This is a genomic window from Shewanella sp. GJ50-10 (genome assembly GCF_055808815.1).
Genome location: NZ_JBVVSS010000001.1, coordinates 3,488,507 through 3,501,811, shown reverse-complemented (window position 1 = coordinate 3,501,811; position 13,305 = coordinate 3,488,507). Strand labels below are relative to the sequence as shown.

The following is a 13,305-nucleotide window of genomic DNA, read 5'->3' as shown; positions in this document are numbered from 1 at the left end:
CAGCTCACATCCAATGTCTTTGGGCTATGCATAAATGCGCGAAGGGAATGCATAAAAGGGTATTTTGATACAAGTTGTGCGACGTTAACTAAATGTTAATTAAGTTGATTGGTGTTTAACATGTTGTTTTCTTGGGAGATGCTTATGTTGATTCAATAAGGATTGCGGGTGTTACATTTAAGTTGCTGATGTTGCTTGCTAGTTAAAAGTGTTCTTTAGGATACAAATGGTCACAGTTTGAAAAGGGGTTTGCGATTGATTAGTTATTTTCATTTGTTAAGGTCGTACGACCAATAAATGATGAAACTGAATAGACATTGAAGGTCGGTATGATCGATATATCGTCGAGCAATGTTGGAGAAAGTAAAATATGGAGCTAAGGCATATTAAGCATTTTGTGTTGCTTGCAGAGGTGAAACATTTCAATAAAGCGGCTGAAATACTCAATATTACCCAACCTTCATTATCAAAAAGCATTCAGCGCCTTGAAATGCTGATTGGTGGGCAATTATTAAATCGTGATTCTAAATCAGTGTCTGTTACGGCATTAGGGCAAGTTTTGCTTAAGCATGGACAGAAAATCCTTAAAGAGTTCGAGCAAATGGAGCAAGAGGTTACCTTGTTTCAGGGCTTCGATGACAAAGAGTTACGCATAGGTGCTAGTCCAATTCCATCCAATAGTTTAGTCGGCCCAATTGTAGGTCAGTTTTTACGAGACTTTGCTGATATCAGTGTTGAGCTGAAAGTGGCTGCATGGGAAGAGCTATATCAGCAGTTAATTTATGGTGATATTGATTTTTTTGTTGCTGAAACTAAAGTCACTGAACTTGAGAAAAGTGAGTTGTTAACGGTGACTGAATTACCCCCTTTAAAGTGATTTTTTGCTGCCGACCAGAGCATCCATTAACTCAATTACCAAGATTGTTTTTACCCTCATTTCGAGATTACCCCTTAGCGATTCCGCGCCATTTACCACAATCAATTGGCGATGCGTTTGAAGACTTATTCAAGCAGCAACGTGAAGATTTTTCTGGCATGGTTCGTTTCGATCAGTTCCATCCGATTAAAGAGTCGATTATCAACGGTGATTTAATTGCATTAACCCCAGAAATTTCGGTGAGAAGTCAGATCGAAAAAGGCACACTAGTAGAGCTATCTCCCTATGTTATGCCACTGATTTACGCTCGTTTCAGTGTGGTGTCATTGAAGGAAAAATCTCACTCTAAAGCCGCTGATGGCTTTATTAAGTTTTTAGTTAATCGTGCTGAAGCTGTGCAGTTACAAACGCCTGACAAAGAAGAGGTTGACCAAGCTATACCAGCCTAGAACATAAGTTCGATAATGAGTTCAGCTATCTTGCAAAATAAAAAAGGTCTTCAAATGAAGACCTTTTTGATGAGTTAATTTAACTCAATTTGAGTAATTTTTCGCAAAATACTAGTGCAGTTTACGGCGACGATTTGCAGCTAAACCTGCCACCATCAACAAACTTAATATACCTAAGCTACCACCTGAACTTGATTTTGGTTCTTCAACTTCAGGTTCAACTGGGTTTTCTTCTGCTGGTGGTGTTGGTTCAATACCGTCAGAGCTAACCGTTAGCATAAAGGTGGTTGAGGTCATATCGGTTGGGAACACATTATCTGCAACTGAAACAGTCACTAAGGTTTCTCCCCAGAAGTCAGTATCTGGTGTGATATCAAAGCTAGAACCAGATGTATGACCATTCACTGTGGCAGTAAAGTTATCACCCGTTACAGTAATAGTGTTGGCTGATTGTCCGCCATCATTATCAATATAATGAACAGTGATACCGGTTAGCGTGCCATTTTCATCAACCATATGATCACTGATTGGTTGCATTGAAATATTGGCTGCAACATTGATAGTTTGTACAGTATTAGCATCAGCAATACCGTCGACAGTGCCTGTCACTTCAACCATTTGCTCTTGACCAAGGGCTGCATGCATCACTTCAGCTTGGAAGCTGACTTCAACTCGACTCGATTGCGGTCCATCGATGTTATAACAAACGACTAATTCGTCCTGTAGTTTGTCGTTTAGATCGTTGTAGGCGTAAGACGCACCTTGGTGACCATTCAGTGGCCAGAAGCCAGCTCGAGGACCATTATACCCACGTACACCAATTGAGCCTGAACCATTTTGAGTGCCCGCATCGATGTTAGTGTATGCCATGATGTATTCATACTCACCTGCTTTATGGCTGGTATATTCACGCATAAATACTTGGAAGTCATAGCTATCATCACGAGGGATGATAGTTTGGTTCCAGTTATCATCGTAACCAAAGTCGTGGGTTGAAGCTTTATCCCATTCAACTAATGTGTAACCTTCAAAGTAAGCAACTGAGACACCTTGTTGCAGGTTTGAATCCCAGCTAGGCTCATACATTGCTAAGGTCGTTTTTTGGTTCCAGTTGATATCTTGTTCAGCATTCCATAACGGCGCGACAATAAAGTCTGGTGGCGTAGAGTAAGTGGTAGCCGGTAACTCTAAATGCACTTGCTGAGGCATGATATCCCATGGATTGAATTGCACGTAATCAAGTTGCAACCAACCACGTGAACTCAGTACGACTTGGTCGGTGACAAAGTAATCAGCATTATCAAATGGTTGCATATCGCTGTAAATGGTTGGAATGGTGATTTCGTGAGTCCAGCTTCCGCCGCCCCATTCATTTGTCTCATAGAAGCTTCCCCATGTAGGCTGAATATCAAACTTCGACAGATCAACATACTTACCATCAATGGGTGTACCGTCGATATAGTCAATATTCCACGGTGTACGACACATAGGATCTGTTTCGTTAGTGGTGACAATATAGTTGGTTTCTTTGTCTGAAGTATTCATTTGACTCGTGTTAAGGGTAAAGCCAGTCTCAGTTGCTTCAACACCTTCTAGCTCAATGAGTGAGCCTGGTACAATGCTTAACCCTTCAGATAACACTGCCGTTAATTCAACATTACGGTCTGTACCTGTTTGGTTAGCTTGAACCAATAAACTCATATCAATGATATCGCCAACGCGTGCTGCATCTTGTGAGCTATTCACTGACACAGTATTAACGCCACGTTCAATCATCAATGGAACTAACGCCAGTGAACCTTCTTCATTATTGCCAGCTTGTATTGCTGCTGCGGAATAATAGGTTTTACCTTCTTCCATCATCATATTCCAATCAATATTTACTGATGAGTTAAGGTCTTCTGAGTCGCTAAAGGTGAGGCTAATGTCATTGCTTTGATCTTTGGCAACAATTGCGTATGCCATTTCATAGGTATCAACATTTTCCCATGGGTACATTAAGTAGTTCTGTACCATGATGATGTATTCACCCGCGGCTGGATTTTCCAGTGCACAAAATTCGCCAATTGAAGTTTGTGGCAGTTGAGAGCCACAGATTGCCTCTGAGTAATGTAACTTTCCATCATTGTTATAATCTTGGAAAATCATAATGTCAGCGTCGGCAAAAACATCATAAGCCGTGTTAAGTGAAGACTTAATGCGGTCAGTTATTTCTGCTCTAAACACCGCAGTATCGGCTGGCACATTAACATTGAAGGTCTTGATATTAGCTAGGCTAGTATCCCAGAAACCATCAGCATCAACCATTTGGTCGCTAAACTGTTGTCTTGGAACATCAAACTCAGTCACGATGGCTTCAACTGGGGTATAAGCAACACCCGATAAAGTACTGGCAGGCACCCCAAATGGGACATTCTCAATGGTATGAGATGCGGCATCATCGTGGGCTTTTACGTTGATGGTATTAGGGAGAGTTGTGCCGAGGAACTTAGCCGAATATGGCCAATGTGAAGTTGGAATGGTTTCGTCAGAAGCAATAAACTGAATCTCGCCATGAGCTTCAGCAATGGTGCCGTCATACCATGCCATATCTGACTCTTCAAATGAGCCATTGATGGTTAAGGTAATAGATTCACCTTTTTTCAAGCTGAACTCAGACGGAGTCACAGTCACTTTTGAACTTGGATCAAGTGAATAGTCCCAATACATAGGGCCTTCTTGAGCGTGGTTCACTTCAACTTGCCAAGTGCCATCTTTCGTTGCTGTTACAGTACGTAGCCAAGTACAGTTACGGCCACAATCATTATTAATTAATTGAGGTAAGTTTAGGTCGCGTACTAAGCCGCCATTTTGTGGATTAGCGCGGCGGAAGTTATCTGCGGTTTCATCCATTAACAAACCCGCATTAATTGCACGTTCAACGTTAGCTAGGCCGTGACCTGCACGGTAAACTCCAGCGACTTTTGTTTCTTGTGAAGTTGGGTGAGGTGTTTTAATTGCCATACTATCAGCAGTCATTTGAATTGCTGATTGAATCTCACTTGCGCTCCAATCAGGATTAGCTTGGCGAATTAATGCCATCATGCCGGCAATATGCGGTGAAGCCATCGATGTACCACTGATGCTATTGTAATCTCTAGTATCACCTTGTGGGTTGAATGGGCTTTCATCATTCCAAGCTGCAAAAATATTAACCCCTGGCGCAGCAATGCCTGGCGAAAACAGTTCATCAACAGTGCTTGATGGGCCTCTTGAAGAGAAATCAGCTAACCAATCAGCATCATCAGGATTGATATCACGGGTTGCACGCGATGCGGTGATCGTGCCAGACAGTGTCTCGCCATTAGCAGACATCAGCCAAGGCTGCAGACCTTTAACATTCCAGCTTCCAAAGTACTGATTAGCAGTTAAATGAATACCTGGAATAACGTAAGCATCATCAGCAACATCATCGCCTTCTGACCAAGTGTTATAAAGTACAAATCCGCCAGCGCCGCCAGCTTGAACATTCATTGCCTTTTCAACGCGAGCAATATCACCTCGCTCACAAATCACAATGTCACTAGCTTGGAATGTATCTGCGGCAAAAGGAGTGTTACAACGGGCATCACCGTGATCGCCAGCAATCACAAAGTCACCAGTGAACTCTGCTGAAATACCTGCACCATCTAGCTGCTCAGGGGTTAAGCCTGCATCTCCACCACTGAAATCTTTAATTGCTTTATCATGGATATTGATGCTTCGAGCGTGAGTGGTTGCAGCAACATTTAACACCCAAGGTGAAGTATGATCTACCGTGTATAAGCTATCTGCGCCATAAGCCGCGCCAGAGTTACCAGCAGAAAGCGCTACTGCGATACCTGCTTCACGGGCAGATAAAAATGCCATTTCAAATGCATCATCCCAAGGGAAGCTTTCACCGCCACCAATTGACATGTTAATCGCATCAACACCATCAAGTATTGCTTGTTCGATACCGAATAAAATCGCATCACCAGGACAGCCATCAGAATCACAGACTTGATAAGAGATAATGTTTGCGTGAGGTGCAACACCTGAAATCATTGGCATGGTGACGCCAACTGGGTTACCCGCACCACCACCAAGTTCAGTTGTTACTACATCGACATCATATAAAATGTTACCAGCAACCGTACTTGCTACGTGGCTACCGTGGCCTTCATAATCTTCGCCAAACTGCATGTCAGTCGGATAAGTACCAGTAATGCTCTCATGGGTATAAACACCAATCAGTTTGTCATTACATTTATCGGCAAACTCAGCTTCAGCACAGCCGCCTAAATAGTTACCACTGCCTAGCGGGTTAGTATGAGCGTAGCCATCACCGCCGATAGCAGCAAAAGAAGGGTGATCTGTGTTCACGCCAGTATCAATAATACCAACGACCATGCCTTCGCCTTTAAACTTCATACCATTAGCTGTTGCACTGCCGTCCCAAATTCCGCTTGCGCCAATATGTTCAGGGCCAACATCTGTATGTACTTGTAATTTAGTTGAACGCTGAATAAAGGCAACTTCAGATTGCTCTGCAATACGCATCGCTTGCTGTTGGGTCATTTTTACCGTGAAAGCATTGATGGCGGTGGTGAATTGTTTATCCGCCTGAACACCAGTCGATGCAATGACTTGCTGCTGCTTGTTCAATAAGTGAGTTTTATAACCATCGATGGCTTGTTGATGTTGTGGCTGAGCATTAAAACTGTTGATGTTGCTGCGTTTACGCTGCAGTGCTTTCTTGGTTGAAAGCAACCCAGGAATATTGCCATCGTAGGTAGCAATCGGTTTGTCATTTAATCGAACAATATAAGTATGTTCACCACTAAGGCCTTGTTCTAAATTAATCTTTTGCTGAGCAGACTTACGTTCATAATGTATATTTGTTGAATTTCTTTGACGTAGCGGAGTTGAAACTGAATTAGTTTTAGATTGAATTGCTAATTGTTTTTGTTTGTGCAATTCCATCATATCAATGGTGGAAGGTATTTGCGGTAAAATATCCAGTGTAGATTGCTGATTTATATCAGCAGCTACACTGCCGACACCACCTGCATAAATAGCAGCGAGTGTCATCAATGTCAGTTTTTTTATTCTCATGATGCTTCCCTATTAATTATTATTTTATTAACCGCAAACAATTAAATTTGGCAGTTAAATAGATATTGCAAAATTGTTAATTGATAATCCAATGCGAAATTAATCATTAAACAATGCATAGAAACTATTAATTAAAAAGTGAAGGCTTTTTTGATTGATGCGTTTTATGAATCGGCTTGATACTTATTATTAATTGATAGGTAAAATTCTTATTGATACATTTTGATACGACTCGCAGTGCGTTAAAGTTTATGTTTTTCAGGGTTTTACATTAGTGTGTCGCAGCTGGTTTTATTTTTGTTTTTATGGTTAACTTAATAATTAATATTCAGTTAATTATTGGTTTTTGTTATTTTTAATTGAAGTTTGCTGTATTTGTTCTTAGTGGGTAAGTTGACGTAATTGTTATTAATCTATGATTTTTGTCTGTTTTTATATATTTGGGATTGTTATGGAATTGCGTCATTTAAAACATTTTTTAGTCGTTGCCGATTTAAAGCATTTTCATAGGGCAGCGCTAGAATTAAATTTGGCTCAACCTTCCTTATCAAGAAGTATTCAAAAAATGGAAGATTTACTTGGAGCAAAATTATTAGAAAGAACATCACGTTCCGTCACATTAACGCCTTTTGGCGAAGTGGTTGTTGAACATGGAAGCCGAATTATTCGAGATGTCGATTTTTTAAAACGTGAAATAAAAGCAATTCAAGGTTTAGACACCGGGGAATTAGTTGTTGGCGCAAGTGCTATTCCGTTAAACAGTATTGTTGGCCCAACTATTGGCCAGTTTATTCATTCTTTCCCTAATGTGAATGTTGAATTAAAAGTGGGTAATTGGCTTTCTTTATATCAGCAGTTATGTAAAGCAGAATTATCGTTATTTATTGCCGAAACCAAAGCAACTGAATTGGATCATCGTGAAGATATTGAAGTGATCCCGTTACCGAGTTTTCAGGCTATATTTTGTTGTCGAGCGGAGCATCCTTTAGCGCAATATACGGCACTGACCCTAGAAGACATTAAAAGCTATCCTATTGCGATTCCTTCGGCGCTGCCAAAGCCTTTATTTGATCAATTTGGCGACTTGTTCTCGAGATATCGTGATGACTTTTCCGGATTAGTAAAATTTGAACAATTTCAGGCGATTAAAGAGTCATTAACCGAGTGCGATTTAGTCGCATTAGCACCAGATGTTTCGGTAAAAAAGGAGATTAAGTCAGGGAGTTTAGTGGCGTTATCTGTGGTGGATATGCCAAATATTCAAGCGTCTTTTAGCATTGTGCATTTAAAAAACCGCCGTTTAACACCAGCGGCAAATGCATTTATAGATTTCATCAACCCGGATTAAAGGGTTTATTTAAGGTTTTTTCTGCATGATGTTGCTCGGTAATAATCTGGTTTATGGTGTCAAATAACCATTGAAATAAGGGCTTGTTTCGATGGCGATAATGGTGGCAAAAGTAACTATGAAACTTGACTGCTTTTTGCTCGATATAGATGGGCTTACTTAGCACCTTACTATTATCAACACCATGATATTGAGCGCCTGCTGCATGGAGTAAATCTGTTTTAGCAATGACGTTTAAAATCGAGTCTGGATGTGGGCTACGATATGCATTTGTCGGTGTTAACCCCATTTGTTCAAGGTACTTTTCAACATAAGTCGTGTTTTCATTCCAACCTGGTACATGCAGTACCGCCAGCGGGTACTGTGTGAATGCCCGCTCATCAATGGTTCGACTTGCTAATGGATGCTGCTTATTTAGGTAGACTCTGGCATGAAGAGTCGGCATTGATTTAATTGTCATTTCTTTCGACAATTTTGGCGATAGCATCGTCACGGCCACATCTTGCTTACCAGCTAATAAATCTTGTTCTGTATCGTTATTCCAAACAGAGATGACTAATTCAACATTTGGGGCGACTTGGTGCAGTGCTAAAAATAATTTATCGCTGATTAAACCGATCAAGGCTGGATGTAAAGTGACATTAAGTCTGCCTGTTACCTCGCTAAGTTCAAACTTCTCTACGTGATTAATAATATCTGTCAGTTCTTGCCAAGTATTAGGCAGACGCTGAGCTAAGAAGTGGGCTTTATCGGTGGCGGTAAGGCCGTGTCGGGTTTTGACAAAAATTGGGTCATTAAAGCTATCACGCAGCTTTTGTAAGGCGCGACTTACCGCAGGTTGGCTCATATTGAGTCGCTCTGCAGCCTTATGAGTATTTAGCTCTTCATACAAGATGAAAAAAACTGTGATCAAATTAAGATCCAACATTTCAAACGGCGTTTTATTCATTGTATTTAAAGGTAATAGCTTATTGGTTTTTACAGTGTATTGTGGAATGAATGAAATGTCGAAATAGTGTGGTTATTGAAAGGTTAGGGGGCTTTATTAATCATATAAAAAAGCCCTTAATTGATCTTTATTAAGGGCTGTTTATTAAGGGCAGTTTGTAATTTAGTCGTTAATGTCGATTAAATTACTTCTCTAAACTGACTTTTCCGCTAATGGTGCTGGCATTAAAGCTACCGTCACCTTGTTGGGTTTTAAACTGAATAGATTGTCTTGATGAGTATTTTGTTTTCATCGGTTTATCGTTTGTTAAGCGGTTTTCAATTTTGCCACCTGGGCCGCCATCAATTTCAAATGATAAATTTGGCATATTGGTAAACTTTACTTCAATGTCACCACTGACTGTATCTAATAACACTTTAGATACTGCGTCACTAAGCTTAACTTCAATATCACCGCTAACTGTGACGACTTTGACTTTTTCTGCAGCAATAAAACTGCCTTCGACATCACCAGAAACTTGATCAATGCTTAAGTCAGTGACTAAATTATTTTCAGACTCAAGTTCGCCACTGACCAGACGGTACTTTGCTTTACCTTGCACGTCTTTGTCTTTGATATCGCCAGATACAGTTTCTAATTCAATTTTACCTGTTAACTGCTCAGCTTCAATGCTGCCAGATACCGTATTAAGTTTGATTTCACCATCAAGTTGTTCCACTTTCATATCACCACTGACTAATGAAAGTTCGATTTTGCCACTGAGTTTTTCTATTTCATAATCAGCCGAAACGCCTTCAGCTTCGAGCATCAATTTAGTTGGTATACGGATGACGATATTTGAACCTTGTTTGTTATTACCTCGGTAACTACTTGGTAGTTTATCTTCGATAATGACTTCATCGCCTTTTTGTTCAAAAATAAACCCTTCAGATAACTCATCTAAGTGGCCTTTAACACTGATGATATCTTTGTCCCAACCAACGATTTCAACTTTTCCTCGTTGAATTTTTAACTCAACTTGAGGGTTAGAAGAGACCGTTATCTCGCGGTCAATTTTCTCTGCAGCTTGGGAGATTAATGGCGTTAATAATACGCTGCAGCCGATGATGATACGGCCAAGTAGCTGGCTAAATTTAGGGTTCATATTACATTTCCTTGAGTCGTTGGAGTCGTATTAATTGGAGTACGTTGTTGCTGTTGTAACAATTCAATTTCGCGCTTCATGATCCATAACCATAAATCCCACATTTGATTGTTATTAGGATCATTTTTTAATGCTTGCTGAATCTCTTTTGATGCTAGCTCTAGCTCTGAAAAACCTTTATTAAATGGGTTAGCTTGATTATCAAGCTGCATGCCGACAGTAAACTTATTATCTTCAAATGAAGCCACTTGCTGCTGATGTGTCAGGGCTATTTGCTCAACTAATGCAACTAAATCCTCAGTAGATTGGTTTGAGAGTGCATTATTTACCGTGACGGTTTCTTGTACTGAATTAACTCCTGGAGTTGAGAGTTTCCAGCCCAATACCATTACAAACGCTAAACTCGCTGCCATGGCAAGCATCTTCCAATGCTGCTGATCACTAGCGTTATTTGAATGGCTGACGTTATGAGTTGTTTTAGCACTGATTTTCTCATCTATGTTTTGCCATAAATCGCTAGGGGGTGCTATCTCTTTTGGCAAACTCGCAATAAGCTCATCAAGTTGACTGTTATTATGATCTTGCTGCTCTAGAAGCTTAGAGTGTGTTCTTTTCATGACAGCATCTCCTGTAACATCTGTTTTGCTCTGTGGTACTGAGCTTTGCTGGTACCCACAGCAATATTTAATATCTCTGCAATTTCCTGATGCTGATAGCCTTCAATGGCGCTTAATACAAAAACTACTCTGGTTCTTTCTGGTAATTTCATGATCAATTTATCTAAACGGTGGTACTCGTATTGCTGACTTGTGTTTTGCTCATTCTCTTCAACAATATTGCTATCAGGTAAAAAACGATGCCAAAAACGTTGTTTGGCTTTCATGCTGTTGATGGCTTGATGAACCGATAATTTATGCAGCCAAGTCGTAAACTGGCTTTCACCGTTAAATTGATCCAACTTTTGCCATAATCTGACGAAGCAGTCTTGGCAAATTTCGTCAGCATGATCATGACTGCCACTTAAGCGAAAACTAATCGCATACACCCGACCTTGGTGACGCTGATATAGGGCTTTAAATGCCGACTTATTCCCAGATTTTGCTTGGTTCACTAATGCCTCGTCAGACATAGGTCCGTCGATGTGATCATGGCTAATTTCAGTTGCAAGTGTTTGCTGCTGAAGTGGCTGATCATGTTCAGTGATGTTGCTGGAATTCAGGTTCACCGTTTTATCCGTTTGGGTGCGAGTTACTAGATTAGACATTAGCAAGTACTTAAAAGGTTTACTCGTATTTTAAAAATATATGAAGATTATCGTTACTTGGTCGATAAATATACAGGGTTAAGGTTGTACTAATAAAGTAATAGCTTGTATTACCAGAACAAATTTAGTTTGCTTAAAAATTGTCTAATACTGAGTTAAGCATCTATATTTTTAATGTACCTGAAGGATATTAGGGATTTATATGTTAATTCGTACCAAATTAATACTTAGCGTAGCCGTGTCTCTGGTGGCTTTTACAGCCATGTTTGGTTTGCAGTTATATACCAGTGATGTGAAATCGAACTTAGCTAATGCGGCTAACCACGTGACCGAAATTGAGCGCGAAGTATTACAGCTCAGGGTGATTGAAAAAGATTTCTTTGCTCGTTTAGATACTAAATATATAACAGCGCATGACAGTACTTTTAGTGAAATTAATAATATTATACAGGTGCTCGATGAAGCATTGACTGAACGAGGCTTGCCCACGCAAAGTTTGATGAGTTTTAGTCAAAGCTTACGAACGTATAAAACGCTATTTACTGAATTAATAACTCTGCAAACAGAAATAGGCTTAACCCCAAAATCAGGTTTGTATGGTGATTTACGTCAATCGGTGCATAACGTTGAATCTATCCTTAAGCAGCAAAATCAAAACTTACTATCGGTGACTATGCTACAACTGCGCCGAAACGAGAAAGATTTTATGTTGCGCCGCACTCAAAGTTATTTAGACAGGTTTGATAAAAATATCGACTTGTTTAAATCTCAGTTAAGTGCCTCAACACTCGACTATCAAGTTAAAAAACAATTGAACTCTCTGGTAGATGCTTATCAAACAAGCTTTGGTTTACTGACAAGTAAAGAAAAAGAGTTCGGTTTAAGTGCTTACGATGGCGATATGCTCAAATTAAGAGAAGCCATTAAAAAAACTGATATTGATTTAACCACCTTACAGCAACAAACCCATGAAGAAATTAGCGAGGCTGAAAATAACGCCCTGATCTTAGGTGCCAGTATATTTATATTAATCACTTTCATTTTATGTGTTTTCGCTTACATGATTTTGCGCAGTATTGTGGTGCCAATTAATGATATTAATAAAGTGATTTCTGAAGTCGAAAAAAACAAAGATCTGACCCTTAGGTGTGACGAAACTAGAAATGATGAACTCGCTAGAATAGCTAAACATTTTAATGCCATGGTGGTTAGCTTTCAGACCTTGATTGAGCAAGTAAATGAATCTGTTGATGCGATGAATATCTCTTGCGAAGAGTTAACCCAAAATGCTGTCGTGGCCTCAGAAGGGGTATCGAGACAACTGAGTGAAACCGACATGGTCGCCACAGCTATTACTGAGATGGGCGCGACAATTGAAGAGATTGCCAGTAATACAGAGCAAGCTGCGCTTAAAGCTAATGAAACAAATGATCATGCTCAGCAAGGTTTGGTGAGTGTTGAGCAAACCATTGAGAAAATTCAAACCTTAGCTAGTCAGTTAAGTGATTCATCAGCAGTCGTTGGCGATTTAGAGCGCGACAGCGAAACCATAGGTAGTGTGTTAGATGTTATTAGAGGCATTGCCGAGCAAACTAATCTACTGGCATTAAATGCCGCCATTGAAGCGGCAAGAGCAGGCGAGCAAGGGCGGGGTTTTGCGGTAGTGGCCGATGAAGTGAGAAGCCTTGCTATGCGTACTCAAGAGTCCACTGAGGAAATATCCAAAATTATTACTACATTGCAGTCGAGAACCCACTCAATAGTGCAATTAATGGATGCGAGTCAGCAACAAGGCAGTGACAGTGTCGAGCAAGCTGCTGGAGCTGGGGATTTATTGCAATCTATCACCCAAGATGTGCAAACTATTTCTGATATGAGCACTCAAATCGCAACAGCCATTGAAGAGCAAAGCATGGTAGCAGCTGAAGTGAATAAGAATGTAGTGATTATTCGAGATATTGCTGATGAGACAGCCAATGCCACCGAAGAGAACTCTGCAGCCACCCAAGATGTAAGACAGAGAGCTGAGACGCTACACGAAGCAGTGAGCTTATTTAAAGTGAGTTAATTCCGCTTATTAAAGCCAATAAAAAAAGCCCAATCAATGATTGGGCTTTTTTAGTGTTTAATAAACGCATTTGTTTAAACAGTTTGCTTTC

9 protein-coding genes are annotated in these 13,305 nt (G+C 40.2%); 4 read left to right on the top strand and 5 right to left on the bottom strand.

Going from position 1 to position 13,305, the window contains the following annotated elements; all coding sequences use genetic code 11:
* The first annotated feature begins 370 nt into the window (after nucleotides 1-370).
* On the top strand, nucleotides 371-877 hold the full coding sequence (locus AC0L4E_RS14800) for a LysR family transcriptional regulator (RefSeq protein WP_473679813.1): 507 nt from the start codon (nucleotides 371-373) through the stop codon (nucleotides 875-877).
* A 44-nt stretch (nucleotides 878-921) separates the two neighbouring features.
* Nucleotides 922-1,326 carry a LysR substrate-binding domain-containing protein gene (locus AC0L4E_RS14795; protein WP_473679812.1) on the top strand — a complete coding sequence of 135 codons (405 nt, stop codon included), beginning with the start codon at nucleotides 922-924 and terminating at the stop codon, nucleotides 1,324-1,326.
* A gap of 111 nt (nucleotides 1,327-1,437) precedes the next feature.
* Here the strand turns inward: AC0L4E_RS14795 and AC0L4E_RS14790 are convergent, their stop codons facing one another.
* Nucleotides 1,438-6,441, bottom strand: a complete 5,004-nt coding sequence (locus tag AC0L4E_RS14790) for a S8 family serine peptidase (protein ID WP_473679811.1) — start codon at nucleotides 6,439-6,441, stop codon at nucleotides 1,438-1,440.
* Between the two features lie 451 nt (nucleotides 6,442-6,892).
* Between AC0L4E_RS14790 and AC0L4E_RS14785 the strand changes: the two genes are divergently transcribed.
* Entirely contained in the window at nucleotides 6,893-7,789 is an 897-nt protein-coding gene (locus tag AC0L4E_RS14785; RefSeq protein WP_473679810.1) for a LysR family transcriptional regulator, read from the top strand.
* Here AC0L4E_RS14785 and AC0L4E_RS14780 read toward each other — a convergent pair.
* The 4 genes from AC0L4E_RS14780 to AC0L4E_RS14765 all read right to left on the bottom strand — a co-directional run bounded on the left by AC0L4E_RS14780 (nucleotide 7,776) and on the right by AC0L4E_RS14765 (nucleotide 11,011).
* Nucleotides 7,776-8,702 carry a LysR family transcriptional regulator gene (locus tag AC0L4E_RS14780; RefSeq protein ID WP_473679809.1) on the bottom strand — a complete coding sequence of 309 codons (927 nt, stop codon included), beginning with the start codon at nucleotides 8,700-8,702 and terminating at the stop codon, nucleotides 7,776-7,778. The two genes, AC0L4E_RS14785 and AC0L4E_RS14780, sit on opposite strands and share 14 nt — an antisense overlap.
* A gap of 220 nt (nucleotides 8,703-8,922) precedes the next feature.
* Nucleotides 8,923-9,882 carry a DUF4097 family beta strand repeat-containing protein gene (locus AC0L4E_RS14775; protein WP_473679808.1) on the bottom strand — a complete coding sequence of 320 codons (960 nt, stop codon included), beginning with the start codon at nucleotides 9,880-9,882 and terminating at the stop codon, nucleotides 8,923-8,925.
* Nucleotides 9,879-10,499 (bottom strand): hypothetical protein, encoded by a 621-nt coding sequence (locus AC0L4E_RS14770; RefSeq protein ID WP_473679807.1) that lies wholly within the window; start codon nucleotides 10,497-10,499, stop codon nucleotides 9,879-9,881. Before AC0L4E_RS14770 ends, AC0L4E_RS14775 begins: the two co-directional genes overlap by 4 nt.
* Entirely contained in the window at nucleotides 10,496-11,011 is a 516-nt protein-coding gene (locus tag AC0L4E_RS14765) for an RNA polymerase sigma factor (RefSeq protein ID WP_473681680.1), read from the bottom strand. Before AC0L4E_RS14765 ends, AC0L4E_RS14770 begins: the two co-directional genes overlap by 4 nt.
* A 337-nt stretch (nucleotides 11,012-11,348) precedes the next feature.
* Here AC0L4E_RS14765 and AC0L4E_RS14760 point away from each other — a divergent pair, with 337 nt between their 5' ends.
* On the top strand, nucleotides 11,349-13,214 hold the full coding sequence (locus AC0L4E_RS14760; RefSeq protein WP_473679806.1) for a methyl-accepting chemotaxis protein: 1,866 nt from the start codon (nucleotides 11,349-11,351) through the stop codon (nucleotides 13,212-13,214).
* Nucleotides 13,215-13,305: the final 91 nt, after the last annotated feature.